The organism is Microbacterium sp. Y355, from assembly GCF_059445345.1.
The window spans coordinates 99,964-119,938 of record NZ_JCAIUD010000001.1 but is presented as its reverse complement, the minus strand read 5'-3'; the positions used below and the strand labels follow the sequence as shown (position 1 = coordinate 119,938).

The following is a 19,975-nucleotide window of genomic DNA, read 5'->3' as shown; positions in this document are numbered from 1 at the left end:
CTGATTCTACCTTCGGCCGCGCGATACGGCGCCGAAGTCGGGTTGATCAGAGAGTGATCTCATTCATGCGGGTCAGAAGCAGCGCCTCCGTCGCGACTGCGTGCCGGAATGTGTCGAGGTGCAGAGATTCATTAGGGCTGTGCGCACGCGCGTGCGGGTCTTCCACCCCAGTGACGAGAATCTGCGCAGCGGGGAACTCCCGCACCAGATCGGCGATGAACGGAATCGATCCGCCGACGCCGAGGTCCACCGGGTCCGCTCCGTATCCGTCTGCCATGGCCTGGCGAGCCAGACTGACCGCCCAGCCGTTGGTGTCGACAAGGAATCCGTTGCCGAGATCAATGTCGGAGAATGTGAGTTCAGCTCCGAACGGCGCATTCGAGCGCAGGTGCTGCTCGAGTGCCGCGTATGCCTCTTCGCCAGACTGCCCCGGTGCGACGCGCGCACTGATGACCACGCTCACTTCAGGGAGCAGGGTGTTGGATGCCGAAGCCACGTCGGTCGCGTCGATTCCGATGATGGTGACGGCTGGCTTGTTCCAGATTCGGCTGAGGATGCTGTCCCGCCCGATCGGGGCCGTGTCAGGCAACAGCCCTGCTTCGTCGCGCAGCGTCTCTTCGGAGTACTCCGGAGTGGGCGTGTCGCGCTGCGTCATCCCTTCGACCGCCACGGCGCCATCTGCGTCCCAGAGGGTCGAGAGCAATCGGACGGTCGCCATCATCGCGTCGGGCACCGCTCCCCCGAACATGCCGGAGTGTGAGGCGTGCTCAAGAGTCCGCACCTTCAGCGTGAAGCGTGCGTTCCCGCGCAGCGAGACGGTAAGGCCGGGTGTCGTGGCATCCCAGTTGCCGGAGTCGGCAACCACGATGACGTCGGCACGAAGGGCATCGAGGTTGTCGCTGAGGAACTGTGCAAAAGAGGCGGAGCCGTACTCTTCCTCCCCCTCGATGAACATCGAGACACCGAGATCGAGGTCATCGCCGAGTACTTCGGAGACGGCGCGTAGCGAGGCGATGTGCGCCATGATCCCAGCCTTGTCATCCGCAGCGCCTCGCCCGTAGAGCCGGCCGTCACGCACGGTTGGTTCGAACGGAGGCGTTTCCCAGAGCTCGTCGGCTCCTGGAGGCTGCACATCGTGGTGCGCGTACAGCAGAATCGTGGGCTTGCCGCCGCGTGCTGCCCTCGTCGCGAGCACTGCGGGCTGACCGAACTCGTCTGTGCCTGCAATCGCAGCGCGGAGCACGCGAACCTCGTCGAAAACACCCGTTTCGGTGGCGAGTGCCGCAACATGCTCCGCACTGCGCACGAGCTGTGTCTGGTCGAACGACGGCCAGGCAATACCGGGAATTCGCACCAGATCACCGAGATCGGACAGCGCTGAAGGGATGCCGATGGCCACTGCCTCAGCGACAGCGGATTCGATGGCAGGGTCTGCATTGGGCTGGACGGATGTCATGCGAGTAATCTTAAGGCCGATCCCTGTTCTCTACCCGAGGAGCCTCGTGGCCACTTCCACCCCATCGACACCCGACGACTCCGCCGAGACGCCGGCCGTCGGCAAGGGACGGCCGACGCCCAGTCGCGCCGAGCAGGAAGCTGCCCGTCGTCGCCCCCTCGTGGCTGACACCAAAGAAGCCCGCGCCGCAGCGAAGCTGCAGTTGCGCGAGCAGCGCGATCGCGCCCAGGCCGGGATGGCAGCGGGTGAGGACCGATACCTTCCTGCGCGTGACAAGGGGCCGCAGCGCCGTTGGGTGCGCGACTACGTCGATGCAGGCTGGCATGTCTCCGAATGGGTGATGGCGCTCATGGTCGTCGTCATCCTGGTCTCGCTCGTGCCAGACCCCACATTCTCGTTCTTCGCGTTCGCCGGCTTGTGGGCGTTCATCGTCGTTGCAGTGATCGACATGATCCTGCTCGGCATGCGCGTGAAGCGGAAGGCCGCAGCGAAGTTCGGCAAAGACCGGCTGGAGAAGGGTCTCGGCTGGTATGCCGCGATGCGCTCGCTCCAGATGCGTTTCATGCGTCTGCCCAAGCCTCAGGTCAAGCGCCGCCAGTACCCGGAGTGACGCGGCGGCTCAGCCCCGGCGCAAGCCGCGGTTGATCTGACGCGCCCAGAGCGGCCCGCGGTAGAGGAACGCGGTGTATCCCTGCACGAGGGTGGCACCGGCGTCCAGCCGTTCTCGCACGTCGGATGCCGTCTCCACTCCCCCGACGGAGATCACACAGAACTCATTCGGCACGGCGGCGCGGACCACACGGAGCACCTCCATCGAGCGCTCGCGCAGCGGCGCCCCAGAAAGCCCGCCAGCACCCGCCGCCTCCACGACAGCGGCATCCGTTGTGAGTCCCTCACGGTCGATCGTGGTGTTGTGCGCGATGATCCCGTCGAGCCCCTCGGCGACGGCGAGCCGCGCGATTGCGGTGATCTCTTCGTCGGGCAGATCGGGCGCGATCTTTACCAACAGCGGCGTGACCCCTGCAGCATCCTTCACCGCGCGAAGTAGCGGCGCCAGCGTCTCGACCGCTTGCAGGCCGCGAAGGCCAGGCGTGTTCGGCGAGGAGACGTTGACCGCCAGATAGTCAGCCAGCGGTGCGAGCTTCTTCGCGCTCGCGACGTAGTCGGCCGTTGCATCTTCCACCTCGACGACACGGCTCTTGCCGATGTTGACGCCGATGACCGTCTTCGGGCGACGGCGCCGCAGCTTCTCCAGGCGATGTGCCGCGGCATCCGCCCCTTCGTTGTTGAAGCCCATCCGATTGATGACGGCACGATCCGCCACCAAACGGAACAGACGCGGCCGGGGGTTGCCGTCTTGCGGGATCGCCGTCAGGGTGCCCACCTCGACGTGGCCGAAGCCGAGCGCCGCAAAACCCCGCACGCCGACAGCGTTCTTGTCGAAGCCTGCTGCGACGCCGAAAGGCGAATCGAAGGTGAGCCCCAGCGCGCTCACCTTCTGTTCTGCGGGTGGCGCGGTGATCGCGCGCGTAACCCATGAGAATGGCGGAACGCCGAGCACACGGATCACCACCATCCCGGCGTGGTGGGCGAACTCGGGGTCGAAGCGCGAAAGAACGGCGCGAAAGAGCAGCGGATACATCCCTGCCAGATTACCGGTCGGCGGGCTATTTCCCTGCCGCTGCATGATCTGCACGCAGATCACCGATGGCGCTCTCGAAGTCTTCCAACGACTCGAACGCCTGGTAAACACTCGCGAAGCGCAGGTATGCGACCTTGTCGAGGTCCCGGAGAGGCCCAAGAATCGACAGGCCGATCTCATTCGCGTCCAGCTGCGAGACGCCTGTCTGACGCACCGCCTCTTCGACTCGTTGAGCCAGAATAGCGAGGTCCGCTTCTGTCACCGGGCGTCCCTGACACGCCTTCCGAACGCCAGCGATCACCTTCTCGCGACTGAACGGCTCCATGACGCCCGACCGCTTGATCACGTTGAGACTGGCGGTTTCGGTCGTACTGAAACGACCGCCACACTCCGGGCATTGCCGGCGCCGACGAATAGAGAGGCCATCGTCGCTCGTACGAGAGTCGATGACGCGCGAATCGGGATGGCGGCAGAAGGGGCAGTGCATGATGTTACAGCGTACTCGCTCAGTCCTGTACGGACTCGGATACGAACCGTGCATCTATGGCCTCGCCGTGAGCGGGGAGCACCTCAGCGTTCGCTAGCGCAACGACCCCGGCGCGCACCGCGGCCAGGGCGGCGTGATCGTAGGAGATCACCTGTTGCGGGCGAAGGAACGTGTACGCGCCGAGACCTGGCGCGTAGCGCGCCTGCCCTCCGGTCGGGAGAACGTGGTTACTTCCCGCCATGTAGTCGCCCAGGCTCACCGGCGTCTGGTCTCCCACGAAGACCGCGCCTGCGCTGGTGAAATCGGATGCCGCGGCCTCTGCATCGACAAGGTGCAGTTCGAGGTGTTCTGGGGCATAGGCGTTGCTGAACGCCGTCGCCATGGCGCGATCATCGACCAGAACGATCGCCGACTGCGGACCTGCCAGAGACACCGCGACACGCTCGCTGTGTCGGGTCGCTGCCGCGAACGCTGCAACCTCTGTGACCACACGCTCAGCCAGCGTTTCATCGTCGGTGACGAGAACAGCGGATGCCTGCTCGTCGTGCTCCGCTTGACTCACGAGGTCAGCAGCGATCAGACGCGCATCCGCCGCAGCATCCGCGACGATCAGGATCTCTGTCGCGCCGGCTTCGGAATCGGTGCCGACGACTCCGGCGACTGCACGCTTGGCGGAGGCGACGTAGTTGTTGCCCGGGCCGGAGACGACATCGACAGGGTCGAGCCCGATGGCCGGGACTCCCCATGCAAGAGCGCCGATCGCGCCAGCTCCTCCGATGGCGTAGATCTCCGAGACACCGAGGAGGCCGGCCGCGGCGAGGATGTTCGGGTGGATCCGTCCGTCCGCCTGCGGCGGGGAGGCGAGTGCGATGCTGGTGACGCCGGCGACCTGCGCGGGAACCACGTTCATCACGACACTCGAGGCGAGCGGAGCCTTGCCGCCCGGAATGTACACGCCGGCGCGGCTGACAGGCTGCCAGCGCTGGACGATCCGGGCTCCCGTCCCGATCACTGTGGTTTGGGATGCAGGCACCTGTGCTGCAGAGCCCTGGCGCACTCGGCGGATCGCCTCTTCCAGTGCCGTGCGCACGATGGGATCGACGGATGCGAGCGCCTCCGCGATGTGCTCGGCGGGAACGCGAATGGCATGGCCGGTGACGCGGTCGAATCGCTCGGCCTGCTCCCGCAGGGCGTCCTCGCCGCGTGCACGCACGTCTTCCACGATCCGCGCTGCGGTCTCCAATGCCTCCGCCCGCGCCTGCGTGGCGCGGGGAGCGGCGGCGAGCATGTCTGCCGGCGAGAGTTGCTGCCCTCGCAGATCAATCGTGCGCACTTCAGCCTTTCGTAATGTCTTCAATGTCGTGCAGGTAACCGATGCGCCCGTCGTCATGGCGAACCACGTAGGCACCGCCACGGTCTTCGATGACGAGAGCCCAGGCATCCGGGCCGATCCGGAATAGCGGCTCGCCACGCGCATCGAAAACATCGCGCTCGGTGGGCGCGAGCGCCCAGAACGGCTGTGCGTCAGCGATGGGTTGCGCGTACGGCTCTTCTCGCTCAGCTTCGGCCGCAGGCTCAACTTCGCCCACCGGCTCAACTTCGACTGCCGGCTCGACGTTCGCTGCCGGCTCAGCATTCACTGCAGGCTCGGCACCTACTGCCGGCTGGACTTCGGCCACCGGCTCGGCATTCGCTGCCGGCTCAACATCGGCTACCGGCGCGGCATCCGATTCTGCTTCGTCCTGACCGCGTGACGAGCGGGCATAGCTGGGAACGTAGCCGCTTTCCCCGGCATCGTTCACCGTGCCGAGCTCCCCACCCGATGCATGTGATGTCAACGGCACGCTGCTCGCCAAGCCGAGATGCGCGATCTCGTCGGTGTCGTTCTGCATGGATGGCTCCGCGTCGAGCACAGGCTCGTCTGCGGTAGAAAGCGCGCTGTCATCGGTCGCGCGTCCTTCAACAGACTCGCCCGCCGGGGCCGAGCCCGCCGGGGCCGAGCCGACCGGGACCGAGCCGACCGGGACCGAGTCGGCCGGGACCGAGTCGGCCGGGGCAGGGCGCGGCCGCGCGATGACCGGGCGCACCGGGTTCGCATTGCGATGCGAGAGAGTGACCAAGCGGCCACGGAAGTCCTCACGCAGCCCAGGGATGAGCGGCGCAAACACCGTGAGTACGACGAGTGCCAGCATCGCGATGGACTGCACGATCGTCACCCAGCTCAACGTGAAGTAGCCCCGCCCCGCCCCTGCAGAGAAGATCTCCCACTGAGCACTCGCCCAGGAGATCGCGGAAACGGAGAACGCGACTGATGCGAACTGATCGATACCCAGTGACCCGACTCGGCGGATTCCCTCAGGGGAGAGCCTGCGCAGAACAATGAGGAATACGGCAACGGTGGGCAGCCCGATCGGCAGGATCCAGGAGATCCCCGCCATCCAGATGGTGCTGCTGCTCAGTTGCGGGTACAGCGGGAAGAACGAAGTGATGAAAGCGACCAACCACACTGCGACGACAAGAATCTCGCGCAGGGTGAAGCCGAGGATGCCGTACTCCGGTGCGACCTCTTCGTCATAGAGGACGCCGTCCTCGTCGTTGAAGGGCTCGTCGTTGAAGGGCTCGTCGTTGAAGGGCTCGTCAGGGGAATCAGTACTCATGAAGCGAGATCCTTTCCATTTGGTGCGCACCATCGGATCCGGCGCGTCCAACGCGTCCCGATATTACCTGGTGCGCCCGTACGCCTCGTCTGCGTGACTTCGGATGGCGCCTCAGCCGAGGCAGGCGGGACCCAGCAACGACTTCAGGTCACCGAATAGATCGGCAGTTACCTTTACCGGCATCGGCACGTCGAATATCTTGGCCGTTCTACCGCGATGCACCCGGAGAATGACCTCTGTCTCGCCATTGTGTCGACGCAGCACCTCTGCCAGATCATGCATCACCCGCTCGGTCGCACGCTGCTCCGCGAGAACCAGCGAGAGGGGACCCGCGGTATCGAAGGAGCCGATGTCTGGGCTGAATGCCGATTGCCCGTGCAGGTTCAGTCCATCGTCACGGCGCGAGATGCGTCCGCGCACCGCCAGAATGGCATCCTGCTGCAGCGTGTGCTGGTACTCGGTGTAGGTCTTGCCCATGAACATCACGGTGACCTCGCCGTTGAAGTCCTCGACGGTGATCATGCCGTAGGGATTTCCGCTGGCCTTCGCCACCCGATGCTGAACGCTGGTGACAAGCCCCGCGACGGTGACCTGGTCGCCGTCTTGGAGGTCCTCTGAGGCGAGCAGATTGTGGATCGAAATAGAGGCGTGCTTCGCGAGCGGAACCTCTAGCCCCGCGAGCGGATGGTCGGAGACATACAGCCCGAGCATCTCGCGCTCGAAGGCGAGTTTGTCCTTCTTGATCCACTCCGGCCGGTCAGGAACCTTCGCCGGGATCGTCTCTTCCACAGCGTCATAAAGGCTGTCGAAGTCGAAGCCGATGGCTCCCTGAGCTTCCTTGCGCTTCTGATCGACGGCTGCTTCTGTGGCATCCTCATGGATCTCCATGAGCGCACGACGCGTGTCGCCCATTGAGTCGAAGGCGCCAGCCTTGATCAGAGATTCGACGGTGCGCTTGTTCGAGACGTGCAGCGGCACCTTCTTGAGGAAGTCGTGGAAGGAGTCGAAATTCTCCTTCTTGCGCGATTCGACGATGCCATCGACGACGTTGCTGCCGACGTTTCGCACAGCACCGAGGCCGAAGCGGATGTCCTCCCCGACTGCGGCGAAGAAGTTGATCGACTCGCGCACATCAGGCGGCAGTACCTTGATGCCCATACGGCGACACTCGTTGAGGTAGATCGCCATCTTGTCTTTGGAGTCGCCGACGCTCGTCAGCAGCGCGGCCATGTACTCGGCCGGGAAATGCGCTTTGAGATACGCGGTCCAGTACGAGACGAGACCGTACGCGGCGGAGTGCGCCTTATTGAAGGCGTAGTCCGAGAAGGGCAGCAGAATCTCCCAGAGCGCCTTGACTGCTGCTTCGCCGAAGCCGCGCTCCTTCATGCCGCCTGCGAAGCCCTCGTACTGCTTGTCCAGTTCGGACTTCTTCTTCTTACCCATCGCGCGGCGGAGAATATCTGCCTGACCGAGGCTGAAGCCTGCGACCTTCTGCGCGATCGCCATGACCTGCTCCTGATAGATGATCAGGCCATAACTCGTGTCCAGGATGTCCTTGAGCGGCTCTTCAAGCTCAGGATGGATCGGGGTGATCGGCTGCAGGTTGTTCTTGCGCAGGGCGTAATTGGTGTGCGAGTTCGCACCCATGGGCCCAGGTCGGTACAGCGCGATGACGGCTGAAATGTCCTCGAAGTTGTCAGGCTTCATCAGCCGAAGCAGTGAGCGCATCGGTCCGCCGTCGAGCTGGAACACACCCAGTGTGTCACCGCGCGAGAGCAGGTCGTACGCCGGTTGATCGTCGAGCTCGAGGTGTTCGAGATCGACATCCTCACCCTTGTTCGCGCGGATGTTATCGAGGGCGTCGGAGATGATCGTGAGGTTGCGGAGCCCGAGGAAGTCCATCTTGATCAAGCCGAGGCTTTCACATGACGGATAGTCGAACTGCGTGACGATCTGACCGTCCTGCTCGCGGCGCATGATCGGGACGATGTCGATGATCGGCTCGCTCGACATGATGACACCGGCCGCGTGCACGCCCCACTGGCGCTTCAGCCCCTCGAGCCCCAGAGCACGGTCGAAGACCGTCTTCGCCTCCGGATCGGTCTCGATAAGCGCACGGAATTCGCTGGCTTCCTTGTAGCGCGGATGCGCGGAGTCGAACATGCCGGTCAGCGGCATGTCCTTTCCCATCACGGGCTGCGGCATCGCCTTGGTGAGTCGATCGCCCATGCTGAACGGGAAGCCGAGCACACGCCCGGCATCCTTCAGCGCCTGCTTTGACTTGATGGTGCCGTAGGTGACGATCTGCGCCACCCGCTCTGAGCCGTACTTTTCGGTGACGTAGTCGATGACCTCGCCGCGGCGCCGGTCATCGAAGTCGACGTCGAAGTCAGGCATCGAGACGCGATCAGGGTTGAGGAAGCGCTCGAAGATGAGTCCGTGCTCAATCGGGTCGAGGTCGGTGATCTTCATCGCGTAGGCGACCATGGAGCCGGCACCGGAACCACGACCAGGACCAACGCGGATGCCGTTGTTCTTGGCCCAGTTGATGAAGTCGGCGACCACGAGGAAGTAGCCGGGGAACCCCATCTGCAGGATGATGTCGGTCTCGTACTCGGCACGCTTGCGAACCTTGTCCGGAATGCCGGACGGGTACCGGTAGTGGAGCCCTGCCTCGACCTCTTTGATCAGCCAGCTGTCCTCGGTTTCACCTTCTGGCACAGGGAAGCGTGGCATGTAGTTCGCCGAGGTGTTGAACTCGACCTCGCAGCGCTCTGCGATCAGCAGGGTGTTGTCGCATGCCTCCGGGTTGTCGCGGAAGAGCTGACGCATCTCCTGCGCGGTTTTGATGTAGTACCCGTCGCCGTCGAATTTGAAGCGGTTCGGGTCATCGAGCGTCGAGCCGGACTGCACGCACAGCAGCGCTTCGTGAGCGTCTGCCTCGTGCTGGTGCGTGTAGTGCGAGTCGTTCGTGCCGACTAGCGGAATGCCGAGGTCCTTCGACAGTCGCAGTAGGTCCGTCATCACACGACGCTCGATGGAGAGTCCGTGATCCATGATCTCGGCGAAGTAGTTCTCTTTGCCGAAGATGTCCTGGAATTCGGCTGCCGCGGCGCGAGCCTCGTCATACTGGCCGAGACGAATGCGGGTCTGGATCTCGGCGGACGGGCATCCGGTCGTGGCGATAAGCCCCTTGCCGTAGGTCTGCAGGAGCTCACGATCCATGCGGGGCTTGAAATACTGCCCTTCCAAGCTCGCCAGTGAGCTGAGGCGGAACAGGTTGTGCATGCCCTCTGTGCTCTGGCTCCACATGGTCATGTGGGTGTACGCGCCGGAACCGGACACGTCATCGCGCTTCTGATCGGGCGAGCCCCAGGCCACTCGAGTCTTGTCGCTGCGGTGGGTGCCCGGAGTGACGTAGGCCTCGAGCCCGATGATCGGTTTCACTCCGGCGTTCTTCGCCGCGTTGTAGAACTCGAAGGCCGCGAAGGTGTTGCCGTGATCGGTGACAGCGATGGCCGGCATGCCGTAATCAGCGGCCGCTTTCGTCATGGAGGCGATCTTCGCGGCGCCATCCAGCATCGAGTATTCGCTGTGCACGTGAAGATGAACGAAGGAGTCGGATGCCACGTATTCGAGTCTACGTCGGGGCACAGACGTCGAGGTTTTGATATGGAGTAGCGCCGAGATCAGGAGGTCGTCCCGAGATCAGGAGATTTCCCCGGAAACCTCCTGATCTCGGTAATAGCTCCTGATCTCGGGACAGCCCGATCGGATGCTGCAGCTACGGCGCCGCGTCGACGACGGGGACGGTCATACGCGTGTCCGTCAGGGAATCTTCACGGATGCCGGGATCTCATCGATGACAGTCACGATAACTCTGCTGGACCAGCTGCCCTCCTCAAGATCACCGCGACCGACTATCAGCCCCTTTGTCGTATCCACATCGACTGTCTGCATCCAGTCGCTCTCGCCGCCCTCGGGGAAGGCGATCGTGGTGATATCGCCGTCCACTCGCACCACCTCGGCGCCATCCACGAGCGCGAGCGCCTGGAACATCGCAGCCCGCAGCTCCGCGGGCGCGAGGTTGAACTCAATTGGCTCGCCGAGCCGCGGCGGCGAACACGATGACAGGTACTCGTGGTCGTAGGTGTCGAGCCACTCGACCAAAAGTTTGGCGTCGCGCGGCATGTCGTCGTAATAGCAGTCCAACGCATTGCGGTGGAAATAGTGGATGTCCTCCGGTTCGACCCCTTCGGCACCGACACCGGTCAGGCTGTAGACGCCGCCTGGATACACCTGCACGCCCATTCCCGGTCCAGCTCCTTCGGACTCGAGCACGGCTCGGGCATCGTCCGCCTCGGGACCGGAGATCGAGAGAATCTCGGTCGACTCGTCGTAGTCCTCCACCCAGTCCTGCGCCCGATCCGCAGGCACGTACAGCGATCGAGTCTCGCGTACCGTCGCTTCCGTCGCCGAGCCGCGACTGTCGAGAAATCCCCGCTCGGCAGCGCTTGGATCCGGAGTCCAGCCCAGCGTCTGCGTCGACACCTCTTGGATGCGGATGTACTGTCCTGGAGCCGGATCGAGCACGGAGGCGTGCAGCGTGGCATCCGCCGCCTCGTTCAACACCTCGGCCGCCGACGCACTCGGCGCTTCCACTGGAGCCACCACCGACCCCACGACGATGGCGGTCGCTGCGACGCCGGCCACCAACCCGCCGATTCCTATTCCCGCCCAGCGGCGCCTTGTGCGACGCACCCGCTCCGGACGTCGACTCCGCGCAATCTCCCGCGTCAGCGCATTCCGCGCCATTCGGATGTTCTCGTCTGTTGCCTGCGCCTCATCGGCGCCGATCTCACGAACTCGTTCCGTAAGCGACATCGCTCTCCTCCTTCACCATCCAGGTCAGCCGGGACGCACCGTGCGACCCGGGAGGTGCGAGCTTGCGACGAACGCGATTCAAACGAGACCTCACCGTGCCGACGGGCACGCCAAGCGCCGCTGCAACCTGTTCGTAGGTCAGATCTCCCCAGGCGTACAGCAACAGGGTGTCTCGATCCTTCGTCGACAACGCTGCGATCCGTGGTGCGAGGCCGCGCAAGGCTGCCTGCGCATCGAGCTGGTCGTCAGACTCGACGTGCGGTATGCCGCTCGGCATCGCCGCACCAGAAGACGCCTCGAAAGCGCGCCATTGACGCGCCTCTGCGGCCCGGTGACTCTTGACCAGCCGCGTCGCGATCCCCAGTAGCCACGGCAATGCCGATTCCCAGGCACCGTCGAACGAAGCTCGACGCCGGAACGCCACAAGAAACGTCTCGCTGAGGACATCATCGACGGCATCCGTGCCGACCCGTCGCCGAATGTACCCACCGACGGGGCGAACGTGCCGTTCGAAGATCTGGGAGAAGGCTCCTGGTTCGTCGAGCGACCGCGCGATGATCTCGTTGTCTGTGCTCACACTGGGTATTGCCCGCCACCGCCCGGACAGTTCACACTTTCTTCGCGGACTTCGACAGATCCAGCCTCATCACGACGCGAGGGAATCCGTTGAGCACTGAACTTGTCTCCGCGGCCTGAAAGAATCCCGCTTTCTCGAACAGCGATTTGGTGCCGACATACATCATCGTCAAGTCGACTCGCTCTCCCGCATTGTCAACCGGGTACCCCTCCACGGCCGGTGCGCCGCGGTCCTTCGCATATGCGACGGCGCCCTCGATCAGCGAGTGCATCACCCCCTGCTTGCGATAGCCAGGGCGCACCCGAAAGCACCACAGTGACCACACATCGAGGTCATCGACGTCTGGAATCAATCGGTTTCGCGCGAAACTCGTGTCACGTCGCGGATGAATCGCCGCCCATCCCACAGGCTCGTCGTCGAGGTAAGCGATCACCCCCGGCGGCGGGTCGTGATCGCACAGCTTCCGCATCCGCTCAGCCCTGGCATCGCCTCGCAGCGCGTTGTTCTCTTTGCTTCCGATTCGGTAGCTCAGGCAGAAACACACGTTGGAGGTCGGTTTCTTCGGCCCGACAAGCGTCGCGACGTCGTCGAACACTGTCGCTGGGCGCACCGTCATGCTCATGAAGACAGTGTGCCGGACGCTGCAGACAAGCGGATGCCACTCCGCGTCAGTCAGCGCGAGTCAGTCGCCGCGCAGAACATCCAAAGCGTGCACGAAGTCGTCAGGGTATGGCGATTCGAACTCGACCCACTCCCCCGTTGCCGGGTGCGTGAATGCGAGCTTGTGAGCGTGCAGCCACTGGCGGGTGAGTCCCAACCTGGCCGCGATCGTCGGGTCGGCCCCATAGAGAGGATCACCGACGCAGGGATGCCGGTGGGCGGCCATGTGCACGCGAATCTGGTGAGTGCGCCCGGTCTCCAGGTGAATCTCCAGCAGCGACGCTCCAGGGAACGCCTCGAGCGTCTCGTAGTGCGTCACAGAGTCTTTACCGGAAGGCGTGACTGCAAACTTCCACGAATGGCTCGGGTGGCGTCCGATCGGCGCATCAATCGTGCCTGCGAGCGGATCAGGATGCCCCTGCACGACCGCGTGGTAGATCTTCTCGACCGTACGCTCTTTGAACGCATGCTTCAGGGCTGTGTACGCCGATTCGCTCTTTGCGACGACCATGAGGCCGCTCGTGCCGACGTCAAGCCGATGAACGATGCCTGCACGCTCGGCAGCGCCGCTGGTGGCCACGCGGAATCCTGCCCCGGCGAGAGCACCGAGCACAGTCGGGCCCTCCCAACCCTGGGAGGGGTGTGCGGCGACGCCTGACGGCTTGTCCACCACGATGATGTCGTCATCGTCGTAGACGATCCCGAGTTCGGGAACGACGATGGGAATGATCTTCGGCTCTTCTTTCGGCTGCCACTCCACGATCAGCCATCCACCGGCGCGAAGCCTGTCGGATTTTCCGAGCGTGGCGCCGTCCAGGCTCACGCCTCCCGCCTCAGCAACCTCGGCCGCGAATGTTCGGGAGAAGCCGAGCATCTTTGCCAGAGCCGCGTCGACGCGGGCACCTTCCAGCCCGTCAGGAACGGGCAATGATCGCGACTCCACGCTCAGGCGCCTTTGTCAGAATCAGCGTCAACAGCCTCGACAGCGACGGATGCATCGATCGCGGCACTCGAACCCGCAGCATCCGAATCAGCAGCATCCGAATCAGCAGCATCCGAATCAGCCTCTGCCGCGGGAGCGACATCGTCCTTCTCACGGGTGCCGTCGAAACGGAGTCCGAGCACGACCAGCAGCGCGACAGAGATCATGCCGCAGACGATGAAGATGTCGGCGACGTTGAAAATCGCCGGCATCATCCACGGCATCGAGATCATGTCGACAACGTGCCCGACACCGAATCCGGGCTCACGCAGCAGTCGGTCAGTGAGGTTTCCCAGCACTCCGCCCAGCAGACAGCCGAGAACGACCGCCCACAGACGCGAGCGCAACCCGAAGGCCTTCCAGATGATGATCCCCGCAACGATCGCGAGCGCGATCGTGAATATCCACGTCACCTCGCTGCCGAGCGAGAATGCCGCGCCGGGGTTTCGCACGTAGTACAGCTGGAGGAAGTCACCGAGAACCGGCACCACTTCATGAAGCGGAAGGTTCTCAACTGTGAGGTACTTCACAAACTGATCGGCGGCCAGCACCACTGCCGCGAGAACCGCGACAATAATACCGGCCGCCGACCGACGAATCTGGCGACGTCCTGGCAAAGGGGACGACCTAGAGACCGATCGCGGAGACCGGCGTGGAGTCCGTCGAGTTCGCCTTCTCATCAAGGTCGCGCAACTGGCCCTCGATGTACCCACGCAACTGCGTGCGGTAGTCGCGCTCGAAGTTGCGGAGCTCGGTGATGCGAGCCTCCAACGTGTTGCGCTCGCGCTCGAGGCGGGCCGACTCTTCGCGCTGCTGGGCCTGCGCCTCAGTGCGGATGCGGTCGACCTCGGTCTGAGCGTCAGTGATCAGCTGGTTCTTCTTCGTTTCGCCCTCGGCAACGTGCTCGTCATGCAGACGCTGAGCGAGTGCGATGATGCCGGCAGTAGCGGTGGTCGAACCGGTCGCGTCGGACGGAGCCGCGGCGACAGGAGCTTCCGCAGCAACAGACACCGATTCAGCGACAACGGCGGCAGGAACCTCGTCAACGACGGCAGGCGCTTCTTCTGCGACAGGTGCGGCAGCGGCCGGCGTTTCGCCAGACTCGTAAGAGGCGAGCTTTGCCTTCAGCTCAGCGTTCTCTTCGAGAGCCTTACGCCACTCGACGACGATCTCGTCGAGGAAGTCGTCAACCTCATCCGGGTCGAAGCCGTCCTTGAATCGGACGTGCTGGAACTGTTTGGTGACGACGTCATCCGGGGTCAGTGCCATTTTCTCGGCTCCTCTTTCGATGAGTTCTGTGGCCAGTGACTGAAGCATGGCTCGGTATTGATTCGGCGCGTACCCGGGGCGCACGCCTGGGTGCAAGCATAGTCCCCGCTCGCCGACGACGCGATGTGAGCAGTCATATATGCACGCATGGGGCGGGGGCTACACGTAGATGAATGCCCGCACGATCGACATCAGAATCAGCACGCCGAGCATCGTGAGAGTGAATCCGAAATCCAATGAGAGAGTCCCGATCCGCAACGGAGGAATGAAGCGTCGGAACATCCGGATAGGAGGATCGGTCACGGTGTACACGAGTTCGGCTGCGATAAGACCGGCGCCCTTGGGGCGCCACTCACGATTGAACAGCGGGATGTACTCGAGAATGAGACGCGCGAACAGCACGAAGATGTAGATCAGCAGGATCAGATGAATGATCGATGCGATCACGGAGACCAGCGTTGTCACGGTTCAGGACTGATCGAAGCCCGCAGGTTCCGGATCTGCGTGCGCAATGCCACCGTGACCCGAAATAGCGATGTTCTCCGGCGAGAGCAGGAACACCTTGCTGGTGACCCGCTCGATGCGGCCGTAAAGCCCCAGGGAGAGACCGCTCGCAAAGTCGATCAGACGGCGTGCATCAGCATCGCTCATCTGGGACAGGTTGATGATCACCGGAATGCCCTCGCGGAAGCTCTCCGCGATCAGCTGGGCGTCGCGGTACTGCTTGGGGTGCACCGTGAGGATCTCGTTGACCGTGCCAGCCGTGGGCTGACGAACAGCGACCGGACGACGCAGCGGAGTCACCGGCGCGGGAGCGGGCTCATCCTGCTCGTGATCGCGGTCGCGATCACGCTCACGATGTGCACGTGCAGGCGTCGGAGCAAGCTCCTCCTCGTAGGCCTCTTCCTCGTCGGCGAGGCCCAAGTACACCATGGTCTTCTTCAGCGGGTTTCCCATCGTGTCCTCCGTGTTTGGCATGGGCTGATCTGTTTCGAGGTTAACCCCGGTCGGGCCGGGGTCCGGTGATTGCCGAGCCGATCCGCAGGTGTGTCGCACCCGCAGCGATCGCCTCGATGAAGTCGCCGGTCATGCCGGCGGAGATCCAGGTGGCATCCGGTTCGACACGCCGGATGCTGTCGGCAATGCCGCGCAGGCGAGCGAACGCGGATGCAGGAGCCTCATCGAGCGGCGCAACACCCATCACTCCACGCAGCCGCAGTGACGGGAGCGTGAGGATGTGTTCGGCGAAGCGCTCAGCCTCATCGGGGGCGACTCCACCTCGACCGGGATCGTCAGTGAGATTGACCTGCACGAGCATGTCGAGCACGTCACCATCCTCCGCCGCTCGGTGCAGTGAGTCCGCGAGTTTGATTCGGTCGACGGAATGCACGACATCAGCAGTGCGGCGAATCGTGGCAGCCTTGTTCGTCTGCGCCTGCCCGATGAAATGCCAACGCAGGCCGTCGAGTTCCAGCTCGGCTGCCTTCGCAGAAAGCTCCTGCTGGCGGTTCTCGCCGACGTCACGCACGCCGAGGGCGTGCAGCTCACTCACGAGGGATGCTGGATGAAACTTCGTCACCACGATTCGGGTGATGTCAGCGACATCCCGCCCGGCGATGCGCGCGGCATCCGCGATCTGTGAGTCGATCGCGGACAGCCGCGCAGCAAGGTCAGTCAATTTACTTCAGGAACTCAGGGATGTCGATGTCATCGTCGGCGAACGCCGGCTCCAGGCTGGTCGTGGCGATGCGCGGGGCAGGCTGTGTGGCCTCGGGATCCTTCGCGGTGCTCTGCTCACCCGAGTCCGACAGCGCGACCTCCGGCAGTGCGGGCGCCGCTGGGCGAGAGACCACCATCGGGTCGATTCGCAGCGAGGGTCCTCCGTTGTCGAAACCAGCCGCGATGACGGTGACGCGCACCTCGTCGCCGAGGGTGTCGTCGATGACCGTTCCGAAGATGATGTTCGCCTCGGGGTGAGCTGCTTCCTTGACGAGATCCGCGGCATCGTGGATCTCGAAGATGCCGAGGTTCGAACCGCCCTGGATCGATAGCAGCACGCCGTGCGCGCCCTCGATCGATGCCTCGAGGAGCGGAGACTCGACAGCAAGCTCAGCAGCCTTGATTGCGCGGTCAGCGCCGCGGGCAGAACCGATACCCATGAGAGCAGATCCGGCACCCTGCATGACTGACTTGACGTCGGCGAAGTCGAGGTTGATAAGACCGGGGGTCGTGATGAGGTCAGTGATGCCCTGAACACCGGCGAGGAGCACCTGGTCTGCCGTGGCGAAAGCCTCAATCATCGAGATGCCGCGGTCGCTGATCTCCAGCAGACGGTCGTTCGGCACGACGATGAGGGTGTCGACCTCTTCCTTGAGCTTCGCGACGCCGGCCTCAGCCTGGCTCTGCCGACGACGGCCCTCGAAGGAGAACGGCTTCGTGACGACACCGATGGTCAGCGCGCCGATCGACTTTGCGATGCGTGCGACGACCGGAGCACCACCGGTGCCGGTGCCGCCACCTTCACCAGCGGTGACGAAGACCATGTCAGCACCCGTAAGTGCCTGCTCGATCTCTTCGGCGTGGTCTTCCGCAGCGCGACGGCCGACCTCGGGGTCAGCACCAGCGCCGAGACCCCTGGTGAGCTCGCGGCCCACATCGAGCTTGACGTCGGCGTCGCTCATCAGCAGCGCCTGTGCGTCGGTGTTGACAGCGATGAACTCGACTCCACGAAGGCCGAGATCGATCATGCGGTTGACGGCGTTGACTCCGCCACCGCCGACGCCGACGACCTTGATGACGGCGAGGTAGTTCTGGTTCTGGCTCATGGCCGGCCTCCGATATGTTGAGCCTGGAAAGAGTGTGAACTTTAAACCTCAACTAGAGGTGTAAAGTATTTCCCGGTATTGCGTTCTCTGATTGACGGTAGGCGCACTCTGCGCGCGCACGCGCAGCGACACGGGCGTGTCGCTGGTTTCCATCCCGGAACGGGCCTCAGCCGGCGACGGCAGCGTCCGGCGAGGACACATCGTACGTGTGGGCGCCCGGATTCGCCGTCATCACAGATGCCAGTACCACGGCTTTTTTGTCGGAGCGCTCTGCGCTCCCCCACACGACGACCACTCCGCTGGAGAGTGTCAGCGTGACGTCGTCCTGGGTGCTCGCCTGCACCGCGGTCAGGTTCGTACGCACCTCTGGCGGCAGCGACCTGACCACCAGACCGACCGATTTGAAGGCCGCAGATGTCGTCCCGTCTGCGACTTCGATCACCGGCTGCCCGGCCGGAGGGTCAGGCGTCGTCGACAGTGCGACCCCTGCCGCATCGACGAGCGTGAACCCGGCATCCGACGCGATGACCCCGATCGGTGTGCGCTCCACAATACGAAGCGTGAGATCGTGTGGGGGTTTGGCCTCGAGCGCGTACGTCTCGATCAGCGGAAATGCGACCAGGGCCGCCTTCACCGCGTTGTCGTCGACAAGCGCGATCGGCGTGCCAATCTGATCGGCGAGCGCTGCCTCTACCGCGGTTGGATCAAGAACGGATGCGCCGACGACTGTGACCTTGCGCACGGCGAAGAGCGGACTGTATGCGGCAGCCACGCTTCCGCCGATGAGCAACACGACGGCGCCCAGCGCACCGAGCCAGATCAGCCGACGACGACGAGACCGCTGGGTGAATCGGCGGATCTCCGCCCGCAACGTCTTGCGACGCGCGCGGGCCGCACGCCAGACATCCCGAGCGGTCAGTCCCTTAAGCGTATGCGGCTCAGCAGCCGCGACATCTGCCGCGGTCTCCGCCGAAGACGAGTTCGGCTTATGGAGATCCACAGGATCGCGCGGGGCCACCGACTCCGCCTCAACCTGCGCCTCACGCGTGAAACGTGCAAAGCGAGATGGGCGAGCCTGTGCAGGCTGCTCCTCCGGCTCTGGCGTGGTCGGAAGCGGTGCCGGACGACGCATCGATCAGTCCTCGACGGTCTTTCGCAGCGACTCGAGCACCTGCGGAATGAGCAGATAGACGTTACCGCAACCGAGCGTGATGACGTAGTCACCCTCCCGTGCCACGGTGGCCGTGTAGTCCGCGGCCGCCTGCCAGTCAGGAACGTAGTGCACGTGCTCCTGATCAGCGAAGGCGCCGCTGACCAGCTCGCCGGTGACGCCGGGAACAGGGTCTTCTCGGGCGCCGTAGACATCCAGCATGACGGTGTGGTCAGCGTATGTCTCGAGAATTTCAGCGAACTCGCGGTACATGTGCTGCGTGCGCGAGTATGTGTGCGGTTGCTGGATCGCGATGATGCGACCGCTGCCGACGACGCTGCGGGCGGCCTCGAGCGCGACCTTCACCTCGGTCGGGTGGTGTGCATAGTCATCGAAGACGCTCACGCCGCGCTCGACGCCGTGCAATTCGAAGCGTCGCACCGTGCCAGCGAAGCCCTCAACGGCACGCACGGCCTCGCTGAGCGCATATCCCAATGTGAGGAGCACAGCGACGGCCCCAGCGGCGTTGACTGCGTTGTGTGCGCCAGGCATGGCGAGCTGCATGTGCGCGCTCTTCCCGGCATGAGTGAGCGTGGCGGAGACGGGGCCAGCCGTTGAGATATCGGTGAGTCGCACATCGGCATCCGGTGCTACGCCGAAAGTGATCACGTTCTGGTGGGAGAGGCCGGCAGTTACCCGCAGCGCGCCTGCGTCATCGCTGGAAATCACGACCGCCTCGCTCGCCGCGTCGGCGAAGCGAATGAACGCGTCGTGGAACGCCTCATCAGAGCCAAAGTGATCGAGATGATCGGGATCTACATTCGTGATCAGAGCGATCGCCGTGTCGTACAGCAGGAAGGTGCCGTCCGACTCGTCAGCCTCGACGACGAAGAGGTCGTCGGCACCGGACGCACTCGAAGCACGGAGCTGCTCGATCACGCCGCCGTTGACGAAGTTTGGGTCAGCGCCGAGCGACTGCAGAGCAGTGACGATCATGCCCGTCGACGTCGTCTTGCCATGAGCTCCGGCAATCGATACCAGGCGCCGTCCGCCGATGAGCCAGTGCAGTGCCTGCGAACGGTGAATGACGTGCAGTCCACGCTCCTTCGCCGTGACGAACTCTGGATTCTCCGGCCAGATCGCACCGGTGTGCACGACGGTGTCTGCATCGCCCAGATGAGCGGCATCGTGACCGACGTGAACAGTCGCCCCAGCCTCTGCGAGAGCGCGCAGGCTGTCGCTGTCTGCGCGATCCGATCCGGACACGCGGATGCCAGCATCGAGAAACATCTTCGCGAGTCCACTCATGCCAGATCCACCGATCCCGATGAAGTGGGCAGAGGTGATGGATTCAGGAATCGGAAGGGAGAGGTCAGGTCTGATCAT

The 19,975-nt window shown here is 63.8% G+C and carries 19 protein-coding genes; 1 reads left to right on the top strand and 18 read right to left on the bottom strand.

Annotation, left to right across the window (positions count from 1 at the left end):
• Window positions 1–46: 46 nt before the first annotated feature.
• On the bottom strand, window positions 47–1,456 hold the full coding sequence (locus AC1C2O_RS00605; RefSeq protein ID WP_495428491.1) for a dipeptidase: 1,410 nt from the start codon (window positions 1,454–1,456) through the stop codon (window positions 47–49).
• On the opposite strand from AC1C2O_RS00605, the gene AC1C2O_RS00600 reads away from it, so the two are divergent.
• On the top strand, window positions 1,455–2,066 hold the full coding sequence (locus tag AC1C2O_RS00600) for a DUF3043 domain-containing protein (protein WP_495428490.1): 612 nt from the start codon (window positions 1,455–1,457) through the stop codon (window positions 2,064–2,066). The genes AC1C2O_RS00605 and AC1C2O_RS00600 overlap by 2 nt on opposite strands.
• 9 nt (window positions 2,067–2,075) lie before the next feature.
• On the opposite strand, the gene AC1C2O_RS00595 is transcribed toward AC1C2O_RS00600, so the two are convergent.
• From AC1C2O_RS00595 to murC, 17 genes are all read right to left on the bottom strand, one after another.
• Entirely contained in the window at window positions 2,076–3,098 is a 1,023-nt protein-coding gene (locus AC1C2O_RS00595; protein ID WP_495428489.1) for a quinone-dependent dihydroorotate dehydrogenase, read from the bottom strand.
• Between the two features lie 25 nt (window positions 3,099–3,123).
• Window positions 3,124–3,585: a transcriptional regulator NrdR gene (nrdR, locus tag AC1C2O_RS00590; RefSeq protein WP_495428488.1), complete on the bottom strand. Its 462-nt coding sequence runs from the start codon at window positions 3,583–3,585 to the stop codon at window positions 3,124–3,126.
• 19 nt (window positions 3,586–3,604) lie between these two features.
• On the bottom strand, window positions 3,605–4,918 hold the full coding sequence (gene hisD, locus AC1C2O_RS00585; protein ID WP_495428487.1) for a histidinol dehydrogenase: 1,314 nt from the start codon (window positions 4,916–4,918) through the stop codon (window positions 3,605–3,607).
• 1 nt (window position 4,919) lies between these two features.
• The gene (locus AC1C2O_RS00580) at window positions 4,920–6,242 is read right to left on the bottom strand and encodes a hypothetical protein (protein WP_495428486.1); all 1,323 of its coding nucleotides are present in this window, start codon (window positions 6,240–6,242) and stop codon (window positions 4,920–4,922) included.
• A 111-nt stretch (window positions 6,243–6,353) separates the two neighbouring features.
• Complete coding sequence (dnaE, locus tag AC1C2O_RS00575; protein ID WP_495431634.1) at window positions 6,354–9,824, bottom strand: DNA polymerase III subunit alpha; 3,471 nt, start codon at window positions 9,822–9,824, stop codon at window positions 6,354–6,356.
• A gap of 246 nt (window positions 9,825–10,070) precedes the next feature.
• A complete protein-coding gene (locus AC1C2O_RS00570) occupies window positions 10,071–11,126 on the bottom strand; it encodes a hypothetical protein (RefSeq protein WP_495428485.1) in 1,056 nt (351 codons plus the stop codon).
• The gene (locus AC1C2O_RS00565; RefSeq protein ID WP_495428484.1) at window positions 11,101–11,703 is read right to left on the bottom strand and encodes an RNA polymerase sigma factor; all 603 of its coding nucleotides are present in this window, start codon (window positions 11,701–11,703) and stop codon (window positions 11,101–11,103) included. The genes AC1C2O_RS00570 and AC1C2O_RS00565 overlap by 26 nt, the downstream gene beginning before the upstream one ends.
• Before the next feature lie 31 nt (window positions 11,704–11,734).
• Complete coding sequence (locus AC1C2O_RS00560) at window positions 11,735–12,325, bottom strand: GNAT family N-acetyltransferase (protein WP_495428483.1); 591 nt, start codon at window positions 12,323–12,325, stop codon at window positions 11,735–11,737.
• Between the two features lie 60 nt (window positions 12,326–12,385).
• A complete protein-coding gene (locus AC1C2O_RS00555) occupies window positions 12,386–13,306 on the bottom strand; it encodes an RluA family pseudouridine synthase (RefSeq protein ID WP_495428482.1) in 921 nt (306 codons plus the stop codon).
• Window positions 13,307–13,308: 2 nt separating this feature from the next.
• Window positions 13,309–13,962 (bottom strand): signal peptidase II, encoded by a 654-nt coding sequence (gene lspA, locus AC1C2O_RS00550; protein WP_495428481.1) that lies wholly within the window; start codon window positions 13,960–13,962, stop codon window positions 13,309–13,311.
• Window positions 13,963–13,972: 10 nt separating this feature from the next.
• Window positions 13,973–14,614 (bottom strand): DivIVA domain-containing protein, encoded by a 642-nt coding sequence (locus tag AC1C2O_RS00545; RefSeq protein ID WP_495428480.1) that lies wholly within the window; start codon window positions 14,612–14,614, stop codon window positions 13,973–13,975.
• Window positions 14,615–14,773: 159 nt separating this feature from the next.
• Window positions 14,774–15,070: a YggT family protein gene (locus AC1C2O_RS00540; protein WP_495431633.1), complete on the bottom strand. Its 297-nt coding sequence runs from the start codon at window positions 15,068–15,070 to the stop codon at window positions 14,774–14,776.
• Between the two features lie 12 nt (window positions 15,071–15,082).
• On the bottom strand, window positions 15,083–15,571 hold the full coding sequence (locus AC1C2O_RS00535; RefSeq protein ID WP_495431632.1) for a cell division protein SepF: 489 nt from the start codon (window positions 15,569–15,571) through the stop codon (window positions 15,083–15,085).
• Window positions 15,572–15,611: 40 nt separating this feature from the next.
• The gene (locus AC1C2O_RS00530; protein WP_495428479.1) at window positions 15,612–16,292 is read right to left on the bottom strand and encodes a YggS family pyridoxal phosphate-dependent enzyme; all 681 of its coding nucleotides are present in this window, start codon (window positions 16,290–16,292) and stop codon (window positions 15,612–15,614) included.
• A 1-nt stretch (window position 16,293) separates the two neighbouring features.
• Window positions 16,294–17,439, bottom strand: coding sequence for a cell division protein FtsZ (gene ftsZ / locus AC1C2O_RS00525; RefSeq protein WP_495428478.1), 1,146 nt, complete (start codon window positions 17,437–17,439; stop codon window positions 16,294–16,296).
• A 166-nt stretch (window positions 17,440–17,605) separates the two neighbouring features.
• Window positions 17,606–18,571 carry a cell division protein FtsQ/DivIB gene (locus tag AC1C2O_RS00520; RefSeq protein ID WP_495428477.1) on the bottom strand — a complete coding sequence of 322 codons (966 nt, stop codon included), beginning with the start codon at window positions 18,569–18,571 and terminating at the stop codon, window positions 17,606–17,608.
• A 3-nt stretch (window positions 18,572–18,574) separates the two neighbouring features.
• On the bottom strand, window positions 18,575–19,975 hold the full coding sequence (gene murC, locus AC1C2O_RS00515; RefSeq protein ID WP_495428476.1) for a UDP-N-acetylmuramate--L-alanine ligase: 1,401 nt from the start codon (window positions 19,973–19,975) through the stop codon (window positions 18,575–18,577).

Coding starts and splice junctions, on each gene's coding strand:
- AC1C2O_RS00600 (WP_495428490.1), top strand. CDS start 1,455: ATGCGAGTAATCTTAAGGCCGATCCCTGTTCTCTACCCGAGGAGCCTC.
- AC1C2O_RS00605 (WP_495428491.1), bottom strand. CDS start 1,456: ATGACATCCGTCCAGCCCAATGCAGACCCTGCCATCGAATCCGCTGTC.
- AC1C2O_RS00595 (WP_495428489.1), bottom strand. CDS start 3,098: ATGTATCCGCTGCTCTTTCGCGCCGTTCTTTCGCGCTTCGACCCCGAG.
- nrdR (WP_495428488.1), bottom strand. CDS start 3,585: ATGCACTGCCCCTTCTGCCGCCATCCCGATTCGCGCGTCATCGACTCT.
- AC1C2O_RS00580 (WP_495428486.1), bottom strand. CDS start 6,242: ATGAGTACTGATTCCCCTGACGAGCCCTTCAACGACGAGCCCTTCAAC.
- dnaE (WP_495431634.1), bottom strand. CDS start 9,824: ATGCTGGATGGCGCCGCGAAGATCGCCTCCATGACGAAAGCGGCCGCT.
- AC1C2O_RS00570 (WP_495428485.1), bottom strand. CDS start 11,126: ATGTCGCTTACGGAACGAGTTCGTGAGATCGGCGCCGATGAGGCGCAG.
- AC1C2O_RS00560 (WP_495428483.1), bottom strand. CDS start 12,325: ATGAGCATGACGGTGCGCCCAGCGACAGTGTTCGACGACGTCGCGACG.
- AC1C2O_RS00545 (WP_495428480.1), bottom strand. CDS start 14,614: ATGGCACTGACCCCGGATGACGTCGTCACCAAACAGTTCCAGCACGTC.
- AC1C2O_RS00535 (WP_495431632.1), bottom strand. CDS start 15,571: ATGGGAAACCCGCTGAAGAAGACCATGGTGTACTTGGGCCTCGCCGAC.
- ftsZ (WP_495428478.1), bottom strand. CDS start 17,439: ATGAGCCAGAACCAGAACTACCTCGCCGTCATCAAGGTCGTCGGCGTC.
- AC1C2O_RS00520 (WP_495428477.1), bottom strand. CDS start 18,571: ATGCGTCGTCCGGCACCGCTTCCGACCACGCCAGAGCCGGAGGAGCAG.
- murC (WP_495428476.1), bottom strand. CDS start 19,975: ATGATCAGACCTGACCTCTCCCTTCCGATTCCTGAATCCATCACCTCT.